Below are 20,648 nucleotides of genomic sequence, written 5' to 3'. Positions count from 1 at the left end.
GGGATTGAAAGACATGGAATCGGTAGCTTCTTGGAAAAAGCTTGGTCTATTCGCGGTTACATGGCCGATATTCGTTGATTCCGTCCTGCGGATGATGCTGGGAACGGCTGATGTGTTTATGCTCAGTCTGATCTCGGATCAAGTGACTGGAGCAGTCGGCTTAGCAAATGAAATCATCGTTTTCTGCATTATGATGTTTGGCTTCGTTGGGATTGGAACGAGTGTAGCAGTCGCACAAAATCTTGGTGCCGGTAGGGCGAAAGAAGCCAGCCGCATTTCAGCTCTCGCGATTACGATAAATTTGATATTTGGAATTATCATTAGCATTTTATTGGTTGTATTTGGTGAATCGCTGATGCGGCTAATGAATTTGGCGCCGGAGCAGATTGAGATCGCCAAAAGGTATTTAAATATCATTGGCGCTTTTATATGGATTGAGGCGTTGTCCTATGCGATCTCATCTGTGCTTCGTTCTAATGGTCAAACGAGAGACGTCATGTTTGTTACGTTGGGAGTGAACCTGATCCATGTAGCCGGTAACAGCCTTCTTATCTTTGGAAACCTTGGTTTTCCCGAGTGGGGAGTAACTGGAGCCGCAGTATCCACTGTGGTAAGCCGTCTTATTGGGCTTATTGTTCTGATTGTTATCTTATATCGCCGTATTCCGGTACAGATTCGTCTGAAGCACTATGTCACCTTCGATAGCCGTATTGTGAAGCAAATCATGAGCATTGGCATACCGTCTGCCGGCGAGCACCTGTCTTGGCAGTCTCAGCATATGATGATCGTCAGTTTTATTAATATCATCGGTCAAGCGGCGTTGAGTACGCATATCTACATGATGAATATAACCAACTATTTTATGGCGCTGGCCATGGCAATAGGAATGGGGACCGAAATCATTGTGGGTCATATGGTAGGTGCTGGGGCATTCAAGGCAGCCTATCATAAGTTAATTCGCAGCTTGCGGATTAGTCTTCTTGTGACCTTTGTAGTTGTGGGAATTGCATCTATTTTCCGCAGGGATCTGATAGGGTTATTCACCGACAATCCGGAAATTATTGCGATGGGTTCTAGTATTTTAATACTCTCCGTTATCTTAGAGCCTGGTCGGACATTTAATCTAGTTGTCATTAACTCCCTTCGTGCTGCTGGAGATGCGAGATTTCCTGTGTTCATGGGGATTCTATCCATGTGGGGGATCGCAGTGCCGCTTGCGTATTGGCTTGGCATTGTGATGAAAATGGGCCTGCTTGGCGTGTGGGTCGCATTTGCGGTAGATGAATGGGTGAGAGGTCTGCTCATGTATCTACGGTGGAAGAGTCGTGTATGGCAAAGTAAGGCACTCGTGAAGCCAAATGTAGGAACAGTCGCCAAATAGAATAGAATGCGAAAAGAATGTAAAGAAGCACAGGCCCATTAAGGGTTCTGTGCTTCTTTCGTTGGAGTGACATGCACGGTCGCTGCTGGTGACTGGTGCAATACTAGTATATTCAGTTTCTTGTAAAAGAACTGGATGTTTAACTTAGATAATAGAAAAAGTGCTAGTGTCCCATTCAATAGATTACTTCTTCAAACCTGTGTAGATCTGGATGGCATCTCTCAGAAACTCAGCCGTACCGGGCTGTTTTTCATCATAATAAGCCTTAAACCGTTCGTCATCCACATACATTTGGGCTAGGCCAGCGTGTGCCTCTTTACTATACTCGCTCCAGTAATAGCTTAACCACTGCTTATGCAAATCCGCGGCTGCTTGAGCCAGTTCGCTGGCAGGGTCCCCATTTTTGAAAGCTTCCGCCAATGCAGCTAGTACTTCATTCGCCAATCGCGTTACCTCGTCCTGCTGTTCTTGTGTCATGTTTTTGATTTTTTGGTTGGACTTATCTACGATATCATCGTCATACTTCTCGCGAATTTCTTTCCCGTATTTTGCCTCGTTATCATCAATCATCTTTTGTTTGAAGCCTTCAAATTTCTCGGTATCTGTCATGGTAATTCTCCCTTCGGTACAAGCAATTGTTTTTTCAACATTTGCAATCAGTAAATCTAATTGTTTTCTTTTGTCGAGGAGTTGTTCATGGTGTTCTCTCAGGGCATTGGCTCCATTGAAGGAAGGGGCGGTAAGAATTTCTTTAATACTGTCCAGACTGACCCCTAGTTCTCTGTAGAACAGTATTTGTTGTAATCTATCCACTTCCGCTTGACCATAGATTCGGTATCCTGACGAATTGATTCTTGCCGGCTTAAGAAGTTCAATCTCATCATAATATCGAAGCGTTCTGGTACTGACCCCAGCCAATTTGCCTAGATGCTGCACGGTGTATTCCATCTGTTCACCTCCTGACAACTTAACTGTACTGCTTTACGTAGCGTGAATGTCAAATGCTTTTTTGAAATTTAATTTTGCAGGTAATACAAGTCTTACTCTAGGAATAGGATGATACGAGCCTTGAAGCATGTACATACAAACCGATGAATGGGTGAGGAAAGTGTATACGATTCTTAGTTTTTTTCTCTTAGGATTATCGTTGTCAGCACCAATTGGTCCCATTAATGCAGCAATGCTCGACAAAGGGATTAAGCAAGGTTTTCTTCATGCTTGGGTAATAGGAATTGGGGCGATGGTTGCTGATGCTCTGTTATTGATACTCATTTATTTCGGACTTGTTCATTTTCTGACAACACCCTTTATGAAAACGTTCCTTTGGTTATTTGGTTGTTTTATTTTGCTCTACTCAGGTATCGAGAGTTTGATTGGTACAGGGGAAATTAAGGGAGATAGGTATAGGAACGTAGAGAAGCTAACGAAATCGGTTTTCTCCGGTTTTATCATGGCTATAACTAGTCCCTTATCCATCCTCTTCTGGCTTGGTATCTATGGGTCGGTTTTAGCTGAAACAATTGCTGATTTCGATAGAAACCACGTATTATTGTATACGGGTGTTATGTTCACTGGGATTTGTATGTGGGATGTTTTAATGGCATCGTTAGCCAGTACGTTTCGAAGATTTCTTACGACTCGCGCACTCACGATCATATCCATCGCATCAGGACTATCCCTGATCGTCTTTGGATTGCATTTTGGGATAAAAGCATTCCATGCCCTATTTGGATAACCTTAAGTCGCTCCTTCACGATTATCGTGGCTAGGATTTAGTGGTTTTTTCGATTTGTAAGATGCTCCTTGGGAACTCTTTTTCCATTTGAAACTCATACCTAATGTAACCAAGCCTATAATCACGACAAATAGGAGGCTTATCCAGAATCCTTGTCGGCTCGTTTCATGAAAGACTGTACCCGTTATAGCGGTAAGGATGAGAGCCATGCCCAGATATCGTTTGATCTTTCCCCATGCGGATAGTTGTAATAAGCGTCCTGATGATAGTAGGATGAAGAGCCAGTTCAAGAGCAGCATAATCCCTGCGGCTGTTGTTACATATTCATAGAGCTCTTCAGGCAACAAGAGTGCCATCAGCACAGCTACAGTTATACCTCCAGTCGTAAAACCGATGGCGAATAAAGGCATTTGTCTTTTCCCTGTTGTTTTTTTTGCGAAAATAGAGGGGGCATCGTGATCTTGGGCTAACGTGATAAGGATAGTTGTCACCGCAAATAAAGAAGCAACCATCGTCGAAAATCCAGCAATAATGAGGATCGCGTTAAACGCATGTGGGACAAAAGGTAGATTATAATTTCCCAAAGCAACCTGAAACGGGCTTTCCTTTCCTTGTAAGGCATTCAAGGGGATCAAGGTTAAAGCAAGAATAAGAGATGCGACATAGATCGTCGTTAAAAGTAGGATCATGATGTTCCCTGCTTTAGGTGCCTCTTCGGGCCGCTTCAATTGTGTAGCCAATAAGCCCATAATTTCAATACCGCCAAAGGCGTAAAAAGCATAAATAAAAGAGGACCAAGAGCCCATTAACCCAGCTGGCAAAAAGGTTTCTTTGGAAGTTGGGAATCTCGGTTGATGAGCTCCCCCCGTGATAAATCCTAAGACTGCGGCGCCTGCGATTAGGAGAAACATAACGATGGCGGATACTTTGATAATGGCAAAAATATGCTCTGTGCGTTCGAATGCTTTTGTCCCGAGTAAAATAACACCCAGTCCAATCAAGGCGTAAACCGTTGCAAAAATCCACATAGGTATCGCTGGAAACCAGAATCGGGTAAAGAGGGACAAAGCTGTTAATTGACTCCCCATAATTAAAAGCTCTGAGCTGCAATAGACCCATCCGCTGCTGAAGCCTGCCCAGCGTCCAAATGCTTTTTTGGCATATGCCCTAAAAGATCCTTGCTGTGGATCCGCTTCCGTCATTCGGGCCAAAACATCAAAGACAATATAAGTGCCCAAGGCTGCAAGAATGAACATGAGGATGACGGATCCACCGCCCATTTTGATACCAATCCCAGAGCCTAAGAAGTAACCAGTACCAATCGTACAGGCAACTCCAAGCAAGGACAGCTGCCACCACTTCATAGTTCCGGACTTATCACTCTTTGCTTTTGTGGACATATAGCCTCCTAATGCCGTTCGTCTAGAAATAACAGCTGTTAGTATAGCTTGTCCATTGGTAAAATATACTTAGAGATTAACCCATCTGAGCTAATAGAGTGCCGTCTCTTAGTATGACTTCATACGAGTGAAGTCTAGCACTTGGCACATTATGGCAACGACCAGTATGTACTTCAAACGTCCATCCATGCAGCGGACACACGAGCTCTCCATCTTCAAGGTCAACGGTGTAACCGGCATGAGGACAAACACTAGACAGTAGGGTATAAATACCTTCCATTTCCGTAAGGAAGTACAGGGTATCCTCTACTTGAACCTCTACAGGAAATGATGTGAATTGATCCTTTGTTCCAATGATGATTTCTTTCATCGTTATGCTCCTTTTCAACCAGGTTAGTTTGATTATAAGTCACGGCTGTTGTTTCACCAAGTGAAAAAATGACAATGGAGGATCATACAAATGAGCAAGAATAACGTATTATTAGAAGCGTTTAATAAAGCTATTTATCCAGTAGGCAGCCATAGTAAAAGAAACATTCAGGTTTTGAAAGAGGTTTTGAATGATAGTGATGGGAATCTGGACAGTGATGTTTATGGTTCAGGTAAACTTATCGAAAATTTTCAAGAGGAAATGGCTACTTTCTTGGGTAAAGAAACAGCTGTATTTTTCCCTAGTGGGACCATGGCCCAACAAATTGCCTTAAGAATCTGGTGTGACAGCAAAGGTAGTAAGAAAGTGGCTTATCATCCGCTGAGTCACTTGGAAATACATGAAGAAGATGGCTTAAAAGAATTGCATCATATTGAAACTATTTTGCTTGGGGATAAGGACAGATTGATCCGACTGGAAGATGTTCTTCAGATGAAGGACGATATAGCTTGCCTATTGATAGAATTACCTCAACGTGAAATTGGCGGACAGCTGCCGGACTACGAGGAGCTTGTTGCCATTTGTACTTATTGTCGTGAAAAAGGGATTAAACTGCATCTAGACGGAGCTAGATTGTACGAGATTCTACCCTATTATCAAAGAACAGCAGCAGAAATTTGTGAGCTGTTTGATAGTGTATATATTTCTTTTTACAAAGGGATTGGCGGAATCGCAGGAGCCATACTTGCAGGAAATGAAGCTTTTACAAAAGAGTCTAAAGTTTGGAAAAGACGATACGGAGGCGATTTAATTAGCCTTTATCCGTATATCTTAAGTAGCAGCTATTATTTCAAACGGAGATTGCCTAAAATGAACCAGTATTATCAAGAAGCCAAAGTGCTTGCTGGATACTATAATCAATGCCATGGCGTTGTGACAAAACCGTTAGAACCTATGACTAACATGTTTCATGTGCATGTTGATCTGCCGAAAGAGAAGCTTGAACCTATATTAGTAGCCTTATATGAGGAGACGGGTGTGGGCTTAACCCACTATGTAAGAGAGAGCAGCGAGACAACTTGTTGTTATGAAGTAAATATCGGTGATCGCTTTGCGAATATACCCAAAGATGAGCTTAGGAGAGCATTCCAGTGGTTGGATGTGAAAATGAGAGAAGCAACCGGTGTGAACGGATGAAAGCTGTTTAGATCGGATACGAAAGTGCCACACTGGTGTTATGGGGTGGTTAGAAATGCTCTTTGAGCCAATAAAACCAATGATTGTCAGTATTGGTAAAGAAGCTTTTGATGACGAGAATTATATATTTGAACCCAAATGGGACGGATGGCGAATCCTCATACATAAGCAGGGGAATCGCATTGAAGCTTTTACACGTAACGGTATGTTGATTTCTAGTAAATTTCCCGAATTAAAGGAAGCAGCATCGGCAATCAAGGCTCATACGGCGATTTTTGACTGTGAGGGCATTGTTTTACGTGGTGGCAGACCGGTATTTGATGATTTTTCTTATCGTGGCCGGTTGAGTAATTCTGCAAGGATTAATCGCGCTATAAACACGCATCCCGTAACATTTGTTGTCTTTGATGTCCTTTACACAGATAGAGATCATTTGGCTGAATCTTTGACGCAGCGTAAACAGAGGCTTGGAGACATCGTCGATTCTACCCCGGTTATCATGCCAACCATGTTCGTAGGAGGACAAGGTAAGGGGCTATTTGAGTTAATGAAAGAACGACATATGGAAGGCATTGTAGCGAGTATCTATATAATATTGGACTAATATCTAGTTGTACATAAATAATACTGAGAATGCCCATAAAATAGGCATTCTTTTTTACATGGATAAAATTCAAGATTGTACACTTTTATTCAACTTATTTATAGCATAAATAGAGATCTTAATAATATAAAACGTCGAATTACTGTACAAATATATTAGTTTATTGTTAAATAATGTTATAAGTTAATTGTCTGTGTCGAAATGGGGGACAAGCGATGTCTACTGAACTTATTGAATTTGGAAGACAAATTCAATATAAATTTAAAGCTGATTCCATTTGGGTTAACTGGGATCGAAATAGTAAAAGACAACTTGCAATGATTTGTGTTTATGATGTAACCAATAAAACAGATGTCATTCACCCTTTGACAGATTTTATTTATTCAAAATGGCGTTATAATTCCTACAATACGCAACGTAAACACACAGTCAACGTTGTTGCATTTTTGAACCACCTTTTAGAAGACAGAAATGACAGACATATTAACTCGCTAGTAGATCTGGAAATTGCTCATGGTGAACGCTACTTAAATGATCTAAACATGCGAGGAAATGCTAGAGAAAGCATAAAAGGTGTTGAGCGGACTCTTTCCGCTTTTTATCGTTATTTAAATAAGCACGAGAGTCTTCCGAAAGTCTCTTCCTCTGAGTTTGAAACGTATCTAAATGAATATGGGAAAGTTGTTCATATTTCCCCTTTTAGAAACGTTATATTTCCTTCTAAAATTAATACATCAATTGAACATAACTTTCCATCACGGTATCTCCCTTTGTTATTCGAAACAGCAATCATTTTAGCTAAACCCATTGTTCTTGGACTCTACTTTCAGATTTTTGGAGGGCTACGAGTTGGTGAAGTGGTAAATGTAATAAGAGCAGGAGTGCGACATCGAGTGGATGGCGATGTTGTATTATTGAGCATTCAAGAAAAGCAATTACGAACTGATATTAAAGATTTGGATGGCGCTAATTATGTTAAGAAAAGTAGGAAACAGCAGGTCTATATCAAAAAAGATTGGTTTGAAAGCATCTATGGGGATCATTTAGAACTATATAAGTGTGTAGATGGTTCAGGTGCATTATTTGTCAATCGAGATGGAAGAGCTCTGTCAGCAAAAAGCTATAGACAATATTTTGATAAGGTCAAGAAGGAATTTATCAATCTTTTAAAACAAAGCCCTAACATTCATGATAAGTTATTGGCTTACCATCTAAACGTTTCGAAGTGGTCAACCCATATTGGAAGAGGGATATTTAGTAATATGTTGGCTGAAAATGCTTCTAATCCATATGACATATCTGTACCTAGGGGGGATGATTCATTGCTTTCAGCACTCTCTTATCTCAAAAAAACCTCGCGTTTCCGATTAAAACTTGAAGAGAGAATGAATCACATGCATGGCGAATATATTCCGCGGCTCGTGGAACGAAGAAACGAGGATAGTTGATGTCATGGAAATGTTAACAAAATCTCAGGCTTCCAAGTATCTCGGATTAACAGTTAACACACTCTCTTATTTTATAACTCAAGGGAAATTGAATGCAGTTAAGCATGGTTCGGGCAAAACGTGTAGAGTGTTTATTTCCAAAAGGGATTTGGATAACTTTCGAGAAAACAATAAGCTTCTGATGGAGTATTATCTTTTAGGTGCTCCAGAGGGATATTTATCAGGAAAAATGATTGCTAAACGACTTAATATCCCGGATTTCCTTGCAAAGGACTGGATTAAACAAGGTAGATTTAAAGATGTTACTAAACTTACTGGACTGCCTGTCGGAGAACTCAGGGTAGTTCCTCTATCTTCTGTCATCGAATATGAAAATAAGATGAAAGAAATTGAGTGTTCTTATATTCGAGTTGAAGAAACACTTCAATTATTAAAGATAAACGCAGGAACACTCCAACGGTGGATAAAGGAACACAAGATTACAGGAATATTAAAGTGCTATGGATCACTTTACTTGCCTTTAAACGAGATTAATCGCTTACTTCAAGAACTAGAGAAAGAAAAAGAAATGGTTACGTTACCTCAAACAGTAAAGTTATTAGGACTGCCTAGTAAAATAATCTCAAAAATATCAAAAAATTATCGAGTTTCATCTATTAGAGGACAGTCATATCTGTTGTCGAAAGCTAATCTTGAAAAAATGAAACAAGATTATGAAGGATTAATTAATATTCATACAGATGAAACGTCAGAGAATTTCTTTAATACAAAAATGTTGGCCGAACGCTTTAAAGTACCAAGTATGGAAATTGTACGTTGGATAAATCAAGGAAGATTTAAAAATACATACAAAAAAAGCGGTCCCTATAACAAGTTTAATTCTTTTATAATCCCCAAAGAATCCGTTCATGAATTTGAAGAATTCATAATTAGTTTAAAAGTTAATTATATTGATGTTGAAAATGCTGTGAGAGTCTTTAACGTAACTACAAGCACCATTAATAACTGGATCGCTAATAAGAAATTTGATGGAGTAATTCGCTGGCTTAACAAAAGTTATATACCGATTAAAAGTATAGAGAAATTAAAGGAAGAAATGGCTTCCCAAAAGGATCTATTTTCTTTGACTAAGATGTGCCAAGAATTTCGTATTTCTCTAAAAAGGATAAAGTCTCTTGTTCAAAAAGGGGAAATACAATATAAAGTATTTAACGATAAAAAACTCTTAGATCGGGAAGAACTGGCTAATGCTTTAAAAAATCACTCACCTAAAAGGGGCAATAGTAAATCTGCTTTTATTTGGGATAATGCAGAAAGGCACTACCGTATGCCGGATGGATACGTCACTATTAGTAGTTTCAGTAGAACCGCAAACATTAGTAGATCTATGATTGAGAAGCTTATACAAAGTGGAAAGATCGTTAATACAAAGTTGTATATCATCAAGGGAAAACGTTATATATTAATTCGAACCGAAGAAGTAGAATCCTATTTGAATAAAAGGAACTTGAACGGCAAGATGTTCACTTCAGGTGAGGCAGCAACTTATCTAAATATAAGACAATACACTACAGTGAGCGCAATGGTTAAAAATGGATACTTTCCTAATGCAATTAATGAGAATAGGAAATATTTGATACCGCAGGTAGATTTGGATGAATATATTAGACTTAAAGCACTAAATTTATTGCCGAAAAGAAAATCGAATAATCTGCAAACATATGATGAAAATATCCAAGCAAAAGTATTGTCCAAGCAGGAAATGATATCTGAGCTATTAACAAAAATTGTTGATATCTCAACACCGGTTCATTTATCAAGGACCAAAGAAATGTACATAAAGTTTTCCCGATTTCGGATTGCATCATTAAAGGGAAGACCAAATTTTATAATAAATGAATGCAACAGAATTTTTAAAGCATATCAGACAATCATAGTGAATTTATCACAAAATTGCTTTGAATTATCAGATGAAGAGGTCAAGAGTCTTCTACAGAATGATTCATTAGGTGTTAGCCATAGGACTCTTGTAAATTGGTTTTTCCACTTCTCCTTTCGAGAGATGGGGATAAAACGAGAAAAACAATTCATTATCGTTCCGAAAATCAAAAAGTCTACAGATAAGGAAATGTACACACCAGAAATTTATTTAGAATATGTGGATTATGTTAAAAAAGTTTCAATTCATACGTCAGAAGCAATAAAGAGCCAACATTACTCAAATATGTGGTTGTTTACCATGATGCATTTAATGGATGCATGGCGTCCTTCTGATATTGTTAACGAGCTCCCAGACATAAGTACAGATGAATTGGAAGTTAAACAAATGGATTGGTTTTTGACAAACGTTCTTAGCATTGAACAAGCCCAACAAGTGATTAATCAAGTATATATTAAAACAAGGCATTCTTCTGCTTCTAAAACTAAAGCATTACTTACTTTTCTTGTCCCTTTAGATATGGTTTTAGCTGCAGGGACTGCTTTCCTTATTAACGAGATACATAGATCGAGAAATCAAAACTCTTTCTTATTGCAAACTTTAATAAATCAAAATTCTAGTGCAAAAACTCCAACATACCAACATCTCACTTTTTTTAAATATAACGAAAAACTTAAGGATTTTAAAAGTATTGTTATGATTCGCTCTACAATGACCTATCTCTTTAACAGTATTGTTGAGGAAGCTCCCGACCCTGAATTAGCACTCTCATATACAATGGCCACTCGATCCCATGAAAAGGAAAGTACAACTTCAATTTATGTGCAGTCTACTAACAGGGATGGCTCAATTAATCGAGTCTCTTTAAATTTATTTAATCGCGGACAATTTGGTTGGCTTTTTAATTTCATGATTCAGCTGATATTTTCAAACCTGGATATCAGCCCTTCTTCTCTAGAAGAACGGTCAAAACTAATCTCTGGTATTCGCAAGGACCTGTCCCCAAGGCAATTAGAAGATTGGGCAGGTTTCATTAGTAAAAACAATCAAAGCAGAGAAACATTAATTTCTAAGCTTTCTTCACTTTCAAAAAGTGAAGTTAAGGATTTGTTTGGTGAAATATTACGAGGTGAACGGCCATCTAAGGACTCTCAAGGGCAATGCTTTACATTTCCAAACTGTGAGAAAACGCATATACGGTCATGTTATAATTGCGAAAATTTTATTCCTCAAGTGTATTTGTTAATTCAGTTGAAATATGAGATATTTCGATTGGTTAATTCCTTAAAGGAATCCAAGCACCAAGCCATCATTATAAGGGATTCAGAGTTTCTAAAAAAAATCCTTACTCTATTAAATGAAGCCGTTTTATCTTATGGAGAAACATATATACACAGTTTTATTGACCTTATCGATATTCGAAAGAGGGTATTAGAAATTAAGGATAAGCTATTTTTAGATAAAAATTAAAGCAGGTGATTGATTTGTTTGTCAAGAAGAGACTTAAGGAGTTGTCCGAAACTAATATTTTAAGCTCCGTAGAAAATTTATTTTTCCAAGATATGTCTGAGACTGATTTTAAGGAGCACTTTAATTTTTTAAAAGAAAATGGTTTTATTGTTTCATCTTCATTCGATGATCCGATATGGCTTCTACCTGACTATCATAAGGATAGAGAAATTATTTTTAAATTCGATTTGGAGGTTTCTAAAGAATTAAATCTTGCAATGAAAGGCTATATTCTTCTAAAGAGAATGAGCGGCACTGTTGTTTCTTCATGTCATAGAATCCTTCAGACAATAAGGTATTCCGCGCTTGCTTCTAATGCATTTAACAATATTGAAGATTTGGAAAGCTATTTGATACAACAAACTTCTTATGTTGCATATGAATATGCATCAATAATTAAAAACTTCTTTTCATTTTATTATCATCCCAAAACAACTGATATTGAGAATGTTTGTTTCTCGATCCCAAAACCTGTTAGAAAAAATAGAGATTTACCCGAATTTAAAGATATAATTACTTTTGATGAATCCATAAATGAATTTTTTAAAAATATTTCGTTTGGTGAAGATCAAGTTCGATTTTTCCCAGTTTATATTTGGTGGAAATTAACGAATGTAATACCAATGAGAGTCATCGAATTTCTAAAATTACGAAAGCATTGTGTTGAAAAGAAAGAAGATGGAACGTATTGGATTTGCATACCTCGTGAAAAGAAAAAAGCTGATTCACCTTTTAAAATTGATGTGACCGATACTGTAGAAATTAATTATGAAATGTATTCGATCATTAATCGTTATATCGAAGCACTTGAAAGTCTTAATATAATTTCTGAATTTCTAATTCCTTTTGATGCCTATGTCAAGTATATGATCAGGCCCTATCAAACGAAAGGGCAACGTAAGGGTAGTCAGAATAGATTAATAGATAAATATCTTCAGAGGCTAATAGATGATTTTTACAACGAATTTATAGAAAATGATTCTATAGATAGAATTACTTCTGGTGACACGCGGCACTTTGCCATAATGAATATGTTTCTTCAAGGTTTTAACATGTTATCAATTGCGCGTATGGCTGGACATGAAAATCTTGAAATACAGCAAAACTATTATTCACATGTTGATCATTACGTACAATCTCAGGTTTATTTATTGGCCCAGAATAAAATTGGAAAGACCTTCAGCAAGAAAACAGGGGATCTCTTACTGAACAAAACTAGATCCATGGTCGATAAAGGGAGGATCTTTGAGTATGAGGACCTTGCTGGATTTCGTACAACTGATTATGGTTTCTGCACATATACAGAACCAGACTTCCCGATAGGATGTGCTGAGGATTGCAGAGTCTGCACTCATTATATATTTAAGCCGGCAGTTAATGATTTTCAAGATGGTGTCAGTTGGTTGAAGAATTACTCGGACATATTAAATCAAAAAGTTAAAGAAACTACTGAATTTATGTTCACACTTAGTAAGCATATGTATTATGATCTACAAAATTTAACACATCAGAAAACAGGAGATTCAGAATTAAAAGCCGCTTCTCAAAAATTAGTGCAAATGATGGACCATCTTGCTTTGGTTAACTCGCGGATCTTAGGAGGATAAGTATGGGGAACACTAAAGGAAGGCCTAAAGTTGTGGACGACCTAACTCTAAAAGAAATGGCGTTTCAGATAAAATCTAAATTGAAAGGCCAGAAAGTATCATTTCTTTTGTTGGAGAAGGAGACTGGGATTGGTCGACAAACTTGGAAAAGAAGAATTTCAGAATACATTAATGAGCTAAATAAACCCATTCTTTTTCAAGAAACTGAATTGAAAAATGAAGAGATCTATCTTCCAAATATTGAAGAGGTTTTCGAAAGGAATGGTAACAATAAGAAAAAGATCATTCAAGAGCTCTACACTATCGAGGAAACATTACGTGATTTATACATTGAAAATCAAGAAATGAAGAATCGGACAAATAACTTTAATAAGCAAGAAGCCTTGATCGAACAGTATGTCCTCCAAATTGATATGTTAAAAAGACAAGTTCTACATTATGAAAATAAATATAAGTCATTAACAATATCAAGCGTTTTCCCTCATTTGAGAGAAGAAAATAGTATAGTGCATAATGTTTTGGATTTTAAAAAAGATCTGAATGAGAGTGTAAGTATTGATCAAAAACAATTGAAAAGCATGTTTAAGGATACTCGTAATGAAACTGAGAAAGAAGACAAACTTAGAGAACTTTTTCCTGATCTTTTTTAATATAAGATATTTTAAAAATTAATGTTTTCACAAAAAGTAATAATGAGTTTAAAGTCTATACTCGAAAAAAAGTGAAGCCTCATACCGGTTTTTGGCTGGTAGAGGCTATTTATGCTTTGCTTATTTAGGAAGCGAATTTCTTCTACTATTAATTTGGCAGGACCAATTAGTCTGTTTTTTCTGGTATCATTTGCGCGATTAGATCTGAAGCTAATGTCTTTGAACCACTTAAACCCTTGATATATTTGAGAAAACCATGGGATGACCAATCGAATCTTTTTAGTCTTTTCACATATTTCAAAATACGATTATAGTCTATTTGCTTTTTATCAGTAGAAACCACGTTAGAAAAAATCTCTGAACCTGCAATAGCTAATGCATTTAAGCAAACTATGTGAGTAAGGCGATGGTCTTGATAGTCCATCCATTCTTGATTGAAATTTTCCTTCAGGGCATTAAAGTAAAATAAACTAAGCATCAATTTTTCTTCCTTGGTGAGGCTGGAGACATGAATGTCTTTTGTAAGAAGCTCTAGGACTTTATATAGATTTTGAAGTGTTACATGACGTCCAGCATTTCTCTTTCCTGTTATGGTACCAATATTGTAGAAGGGACTATCATTTCTTAAAATCAACTCTGTAGCAACCCAGCTTAGATCATCAGAATGCCTTCGTAAATAGCGACTAAGAGACACACCTATTCCCTTTGCTTTTGTATTAATCGTATCGAAGAGTTGGATCTCTTCATCTTCGTCTAAATAGTGAAGTGCAAGAAAAGGGATACTTATTTCAGAATTGGTTTCCTGTATATATCTCTTGATTCCTCCTAAACGGTGCTGTCCATCCATTAGTGATGCTTTATCTTTGCAGATTAACCTACCGTACGAAGGTCTATATTTATCATAAGGAACGAAGTCCCATTTTGATTCAGCATTAAGCAGAATCGGTGTGAATAAAGAATTATCTCCCTTAGATAAATAAAGGGCAAAATCATTGGCTCTTTTGGAGTCCACAGGTCGTTGATACCCTTTTCCAGATGGAAGATCATATGGCTTCACATAAGTGATCTGTAGAGCATCTGAAGCAGCGACATGACCAAGGTATGCGACCTTGCCTCGCATTTTATATTGAAGGACATTTTCAATAACATGCTGTTTTAGTAATGTGCTCATGTCCTATCTCCCCATTTGTAGTATTTACATTCATTTTATGTATTATAACACATAAAATCAAATGGTATTATGTAGTGTATTGATCTTCATTACTGAGTTGGACAAGCCTACTCTTGTAGTGAGGTGGTTAAATGTCCAGTCTTTTTCAGCATGTGGGTAAAAAAATAAGATTTTATCGAAAAGCAAAAAATCTTACTCAAGAACAATTAGCTGAATTTATTCCAATGGATCAAGCCCATCTGGTACGAATCGAGAGAGGCACTGTTAATATTACTTTAGAAACCATTGAGAAAGTATCATCCGCTCTGGAGATTGATCCGAAACAATTATTTGAAATGGAGAATAGTAAGTATGGAAACAGAGAGGATATAGAAAAAATTCAATTATTACTTTTTGATAAAAGCCATGAAGATATCGAGAGTGTATACAACATACTAAAGGAGATATTTCTAATAAAAAGAAACTCTAACTAGATAAATAACAGTATAGAGGGGCATGTTTTGAGTGAAACATGTCTCTTTGCTTTACTCAAAAGAAGGTAATTAATTCCAAAAAGCGAATTGATTTCATTACAATATAATATTGGGGGAACAATATGGACAGGATTAAAGTTTTGTTAATGAATTGTTATGGAATCAGTAAATTGGAATCAGAATTTGACTTTACAAACAATAATTCAACTCACATTATTTATGCACCAAATGGAGTTATGAAAACATCTTTTGCAAATGTCTTTGATGATTATAGTAAGGGAATTGAATCTAGAGATTTAATTTATACAAATAGAGTACCAAGTAGAAAAATATCAAATATTAATGATGAAGAAATTGATCCACAATCAATTTTTGTAATCAGATCATATGAAAAAAACTTTAAATCAGATAAAATGGCAACTCTATTAGTAAATGAAGAGTTAAGACGTAAGTATATTGAAATTCATAAAAAAATTGATATTGAAAAAGAAAAGCTTCTCAAAGAATTAAAGAAAATGTCGGGGCTGAAAAATGATATTGATGAAGAAATTTCTGATGCTTTTCTTGGAGAAAAAAAGAACTTTTTACACGCATTAGAATCTATTGAAAAGAAGGTCTATGATGATGAAAATAAAGCACAATTAGCCCATATTCTTTATGTTAGAATATTTGATGAAAAGGTCTTAGCATTTCTAGAAACAGGAGATGTTAGAAATCAGATAAGGGAATACATAGATAAATATGATGAATTACTTAAAGCTTCGACATTTCTAAAAAAAGGATTCAATCATTATAATGCTTCCACTATACATAAAAATCTCAAGGAAAATGGTTTTTTCTTAGCTGAACATACTTTAAATCTTAAATTAAATGGAATTAAAACAGAAGTAACGGACGAAAAAGAACTATCAAAAATGATACTAAATGAAAAAGATAAAATACTAAATGATGAAGGATTAAAAACGATTTTTGAAGCGATTGATAAAAAAATAACAAATGCTCAATTAAGAGATTTTAGAGATTATTTATTCGAGAATAAAGAAATTCTACAGGAATTGGAAAATTTAATAAATTTCAAAAGGAAACTATGGATAACTTATTTGCAAAATTGTAAAGAACAATATCAAATACTTTTACAAGAATATAAAAAAGGGCAAATTGAAATAAAGGCAATATTAGAGGAAGCAAAAAGTGAAAAGACGGAGTGGGAAAAAGTAATTGAAATTTTTAATCGAAGATTTTATGTACCATACAGATTAAGTATGAAAAATAAAGAGGATACAGTTTTACGAGACGAAGCACCTAGTATTCATTACACTTTTGGAGATGCCAATAACGTAGATGAAGATTTGTTGGTTAGGATATTGAGCCAAGGAGAAGGAAGAGCACTTTATCTTTTGAATATTATTTTTGAGATCGAATCACGAAAAAAACAAGGGACAAGTACTTTGTTTATTATTGATGATATTGCTGATTCTTTTGATTATAAAAATAAGTACGCAATTATAGAATATCTTAATGAGATATCTGGAGTAACAAATTTCTTTTCAATTATTCTGACTCATAACTTTGATTTCTTTCGAACAGTTCAGGAAAGAATCATTGGTAATAACAAATACACCAGTTCTTATATGGCTTCAAAAAACATTGAGGAATTGTTTTTGGAGAAGGTAAAATATAAATACTTAAGCAGTCCTTTAAAAGAATGGAAAAAGGACCTCCAAAACAAAGCAAAGTTAATTGCTTCAATTACCTTTGCACGTAATATTGCGGAATATACTGGAGATAATGATAATTTCAATAAATTAACTTCGCTTTTACATATGAAACAGGATACTGGAAAACTTACAGTAAAAAATCTTGAAGATATCTTTAAAGACATATTTAAGGATTTGAACAACCTAACATTAGATAATCATTACAAAAGAATAATTGATATTATTTTCGAGGTTGCTGAAAATTTGTGTGATACGCACACAGAACAGGGGCTTAATCTTGAAAATAAAGTTGTACTATCAATCGCTATAAGATTAAATGCAGAAATATATATGATTAAAAAAATAAATGATACTCAATTCGTTTCTAGCATTAAAAGTAGCCAAACCGGAAAATTGTTTGGAAGATATAAAATTGATTTTCAGAATGATTTTAATAGTATTCAAATCCTTGAAAAAGTTAATTTGATGACTCCAGAGAATATTCATTTAAATTCATTTATGTATGAGCCCATTTTAGATATTTCAGATCATCATTTGAAGCAATTGTATAAAGAGCTTAAACAATTAATAACCATAGAAGAATTATTGGAACCTAAGGTGGCTGTTGCGCGTTCTATTCAGGAAGAAGATGATCCCAAATAATTATCTCTCCGTTTGATCTAAGTTTACACTACCTGATGCAACCTCATTGCTGCATTGTAGGGACAACAACCTAGTTTAATGGCGACTAATTCTGAAACTAGAACACCTAGGAGTAACAAATAAAGTAATGAAGTAATTGGGCGTTCACTCTATTGGTGAACGCTTATTTGTGGGTATGGAGGATTTTTGATGATTGAACACTTCATTAGTGTTTTGTTAACAAAGAAATTTCAACAGCCCGTTAAACTATTCGAAACCTGGATCGACTCAAAAAATGTACATGCCTCAAACTAGGGTTTCCCTGGTGTGTGCATCTTACAATAACATGCGAGTAGGGATTCCTACTAACAAAGAGTTGTTGCAAGACCTTAAGTTTTTTTATGGTCATGCAGGTAAGGATTACATATCAATTATAAAACAACTCAATGATATGCTGGGAGTATCAAGAGAGTTTAAAAAAAACATGACCATCATATTTTAGAGAACTTAATATTGCCAAAAATAATGGGAAAGGAAACACTCCCGGCGTCAATTAACTTCGGGAGTGTTTCCGATGTTCTTTGAGCTATTTTTTTTCAGTACCCGCATGCAAGTATAAAATTATCTAATCTCTCTTTTATACCTTCATAAATATTAATCCGTCGTATAATGCCGCTATCTTCATTCATGTATTCATCTATTCCACATAAATTGAAAGTATCCTTGGCAGCATCAATGTAATCTAAGCTTGAATTTGAACTGTCTATACCAATTTTTCGGAACAATGCTAGTCCATTTGCCACAAGGGACTGATATTGGATGATAAAATCTCCAATAAGTTGTTTCCTACTAGCGAATTGATGAATTTCTGATTCAATTTCTGACTCAAGAACTTTTTTTGAAGGTAGTCCGTTAATGCTTAATACTTTTTCAGTGTCGACTCTCCCATTGACTAAAATGTTTTCACCAGACTCTTGAATATTTACAACCATTAAATAGAACATAATACTCGGATCCTGTGAGTATTTAAGCCCTCTTTTTCTTGCTGCAGGGATGGCTAGAGATTGTGGCATTTTAATACGATGGTAATAAATATCGGGTAAATTTAGACAAATACTCGAAAGAGCCTTTGTAACGACAAAAGCGAAATATATATCTTCGAGACCAAGCCGCGCAGAGACTAATTGGGTTGCACAGGAGTAAGTTAATAGTTCAGGGGTATAAATCCACTCCTTAAAACGGTTTTCAAGTAATTTTTCACTAACTTTCCTTTCTCCTTGGTCTTTAATTTGCATTATTGACGCCATGTGAAGCTGGATTTCTGCTGCGACAGCATTAGCCTCCCAAAGAGCTTCAACTGATAAAGGAATCCTAGCAACAAAATTATCCATGTATTTAAAATTGTTGAAAATAATAGGTCTGTTTGGGTCGGAAATGCCATCCGCATCAAATCGTTGACCAAATGTATTAGCAAAGGACCAATCAGAATGTCTTTTTCCTGTAGTTAATGATTCCGTGGTGAATTCCTTATAATAATCTTGAAATTTCAACTTTTTAATAGCCTTATGCAATTTAGCAACGTGCCAATAATTTTGTTCGTCTCCTGATAAAATTCCGTGGTAAGCATTATAAGTTTCTAACAAAAATCTTTGTCCATTTAGTGTAGCTAAATGATCTATATAGTGAGAAGTTTCGTGAATAATAAGAGCTGCATTATCGACGTTTGACCTATTAAATGGGTCAGCAATTGCTTTATCAAACTCACTTCTTTCTAGTTCTTCAAACCTTATAACCTGATCAAGTGAATTATAGGAGGCTAAAACACTAACATTTGGGAAAATAGTATTAAAATGCGACAAAACTATCACTCATCTCTATGTTTTAAATCCCTCACTGGTCGTATTAGCTGGCGGGGGATTTTTTTGTTTATTTTGTTTTAAACCAAACTCCACCAGTGCCGTCATATTTTCTCGAATAAGTAATTAAAGGGGCAACATCGGATTTATCAACTTGGAATGCAATCCATCCTGTATGATCAGCACCGACATATAGACTAGTTCCAATGGTCGGCTCAGGATCGACCACCATTTGAACTTCGTAGTCTTTACCTTGTGTTGATACCAGTGTGAAATGTACTTTAGAAAGGTCAACCTTCGAATCAGATTTTTCATTTTTTGTGATTTTAACTGTTGCTTTAGCTAAAATGAATTCTTTACCATCATCCGGTGCTTTATTGAATGAATTGGTAGCATGTATCAATCTCCACGCTTCATCTCCACGAATTATCTCATTTACACTTACTTCACCTTCATAATTATCAATGATGGATTCCTTTTTAAAAACTACTTTCGTACCTAATGGAGCTGGATTGTTTCTTGAAAGTCCAATGACTGAGGTATCAACTTCTTTACCAATATGAATTTCACGTTTGTTCTCATCCCACTTTACCTCTTGCCCCAAAGCCTCAGCCACAACTCGCAATGGCACATAACTGGATCCATCAATAATTTCAATGCTCGCAGTCGTCTTTTTACCATTCACGAAAAGTTTAATATCCGATGCCGCATATGCACCAACGGCAAGAGATGTTGCGATAATTCCAGTAAGACCAAGAGCAATCAATAATTTCTTCTTCAAGTAATTTCCTCCTCATTTCGTATCCTCATAAGATTCTGTAATACCTACGCCAAATCCTACCAAACAGTTTCATAAATTTTACATTTATCCTACGTTCGGTAATTTGTTCGTTTCCATAAAATTCACTTGCATAACGAATACGTGTTCGGTATATAATATTAAAAACGAATACATGTTCGCATAAGGTG

Annotated in this window: 16 protein-coding genes; 10 read left to right on the top strand and 6 right to left on the bottom strand. The window is 36.0% G+C overall.

Annotated elements, in window-relative coordinates; translation table 11 throughout:
• The first annotated feature begins 13 nt into the window (after positions 1-13).
• The gene (locus GC102_RS13460) at positions 14-1,381 is read left to right on the top strand and encodes an MATE family efflux transporter (protein WP_171690153.1); all 1,368 of its coding nucleotides are present in this window, start codon (positions 14-16) and stop codon (positions 1,379-1,381) included.
• A gap of 183 nt (positions 1,382-1,564) precedes the next feature.
• Here the strand turns inward: GC102_RS13460 and GC102_RS13455 are convergent, their stop codons facing one another.
• Positions 1,565-2,329, bottom strand: coding sequence for a MerR family transcriptional regulator (locus GC102_RS13455; protein ID WP_171690001.1), 765 nt, complete (start codon positions 2,327-2,329; stop codon positions 1,565-1,567).
• 160 nt (positions 2,330-2,489) lie between these two features.
• Here GC102_RS13455 and GC102_RS13450 point away from each other — a divergent pair, with 160 nt between their 5' ends.
• Positions 2,490-3,116: a LysE family transporter gene (locus GC102_RS13450; protein WP_171690152.1), complete on the top strand. Its 627-nt coding sequence runs from the start codon at positions 2,490-2,492 to the stop codon at positions 3,114-3,116.
• Between the two features lie 2 nt (positions 3,117-3,118).
• Here the strand turns inward: GC102_RS13450 and GC102_RS13445 are convergent, their stop codons facing one another.
• Both GC102_RS13445 and GC102_RS13440 read right to left on the bottom strand, forming a co-directional pair.
• Complete coding sequence (locus GC102_RS13445) at positions 3,119-4,516, bottom strand: amino acid permease (RefSeq protein WP_171690000.1); 1,398 nt, start codon at positions 4,514-4,516, stop codon at positions 3,119-3,121.
• A gap of 76 nt (positions 4,517-4,592) precedes the next feature.
• Positions 4,593-4,886, bottom strand: a complete 294-nt coding sequence (locus tag GC102_RS13440) for a Rieske (2Fe-2S) protein (RefSeq protein ID WP_171689999.1) — start codon at positions 4,884-4,886, stop codon at positions 4,593-4,595.
• A 90-nt stretch (positions 4,887-4,976) separates the two neighbouring features.
• Between GC102_RS13440 and GC102_RS13435 the strand changes: the two genes are divergently transcribed.
• The 6 genes from GC102_RS13435 to GC102_RS13410 all read left to right on the top strand — a co-directional run bounded on the left by GC102_RS13435 (position 4,977) and on the right by GC102_RS13410 (position 13,840).
• Positions 4,977-6,083, top strand: a complete 1,107-nt coding sequence (locus GC102_RS13435) for a threonine aldolase family protein (RefSeq protein WP_171689998.1) — start codon at positions 4,977-4,979, stop codon at positions 6,081-6,083.
• 55 nt (positions 6,084-6,138) lie between these two features.
• Positions 6,139-6,687: an ATP-dependent DNA ligase gene (locus GC102_RS13430; protein ID WP_171689997.1), complete on the top strand. Its 549-nt coding sequence runs from the start codon at positions 6,139-6,141 to the stop codon at positions 6,685-6,687.
• Positions 6,688-6,902: 215 nt separating this feature from the next.
• On the top strand, positions 6,903-8,135 hold the full coding sequence (locus GC102_RS13425) for a site-specific integrase (protein ID WP_171689996.1): 1,233 nt from the start codon (positions 6,903-6,905) through the stop codon (positions 8,133-8,135).
• Positions 8,136-8,139: 4 nt separating this feature from the next.
• The gene (locus GC102_RS13420) at positions 8,140-11,544 is read left to right on the top strand and encodes a helix-turn-helix domain-containing protein (protein ID WP_171689995.1); all 3,405 of its coding nucleotides are present in this window, start codon (positions 8,140-8,142) and stop codon (positions 11,542-11,544) included.
• 14 nt (positions 11,545-11,558) lie between these two features.
• The gene (locus GC102_RS13415; RefSeq protein WP_171689994.1) at positions 11,559-13,190 is read left to right on the top strand and encodes a site-specific integrase; all 1,632 of its coding nucleotides are present in this window, start codon (positions 11,559-11,561) and stop codon (positions 13,188-13,190) included.
• Between the two features lie 2 nt (positions 13,191-13,192).
• Entirely contained in the window at positions 13,193-13,840 is a 648-nt protein-coding gene (locus GC102_RS13410) for a hypothetical protein (RefSeq protein ID WP_171689993.1), read from the top strand.
• Positions 13,841-14,006: 166 nt separating this feature from the next.
• Here GC102_RS13410 and GC102_RS13405 read toward each other — a convergent pair whose 3' ends face one another.
• Positions 14,007-15,011 (bottom strand): DGQHR domain-containing protein, encoded by a 1,005-nt coding sequence (locus tag GC102_RS13405; protein ID WP_171689992.1) that lies wholly within the window; start codon positions 15,009-15,011, stop codon positions 14,007-14,009.
• A 131-nt stretch (positions 15,012-15,142) separates the two neighbouring features.
• Between GC102_RS13405 and GC102_RS13400 the strand changes: the two genes are divergently transcribed.
• Both GC102_RS13400 and GC102_RS13395 read left to right on the top strand, forming a co-directional pair.
• Positions 15,143-15,484, top strand: a complete 342-nt coding sequence (locus GC102_RS13400; protein ID WP_171689991.1) for a helix-turn-helix domain-containing protein — start codon at positions 15,143-15,145, stop codon at positions 15,482-15,484.
• 122 nt (positions 15,485-15,606) lie between these two features.
• Positions 15,607-17,844 (top strand): AAA family ATPase, encoded by a 2,238-nt coding sequence (locus GC102_RS13395; protein ID WP_171689990.1) that lies wholly within the window; start codon positions 15,607-15,609, stop codon positions 17,842-17,844.
• A 575-nt stretch (positions 17,845-18,419) separates the two neighbouring features.
• On the opposite strand, the gene GC102_RS13390 is transcribed toward GC102_RS13395, so the two are convergent.
• Together GC102_RS13390 and GC102_RS13385 are read right to left on the bottom strand one after the other, a co-directional pair.
• Entirely contained in the window at positions 18,420-19,682 is a 1,263-nt protein-coding gene (locus GC102_RS13390; protein WP_171689989.1) for a hypothetical protein, read from the bottom strand.
• Between the two features lie 67 nt (positions 19,683-19,749).
• Positions 19,750-20,460: a stalk domain-containing protein gene (locus tag GC102_RS13385; protein WP_171689988.1), complete on the bottom strand. Its 711-nt coding sequence runs from the start codon at positions 20,458-20,460 to the stop codon at positions 19,750-19,752.
• Positions 20,461-20,648 lie beyond the last annotated feature (188 nt).

It is taken from the genome of Paenibacillus germinis, assembly GCF_013141785.1.
GTDB lineage: Bacteria > Bacillota > Bacilli > Paenibacillales > NBRC-103111 > Paenibacillus_E > Paenibacillus_E phytorum.
This window is presented reverse-complemented; position numbering and strand designations above follow the sequence as displayed.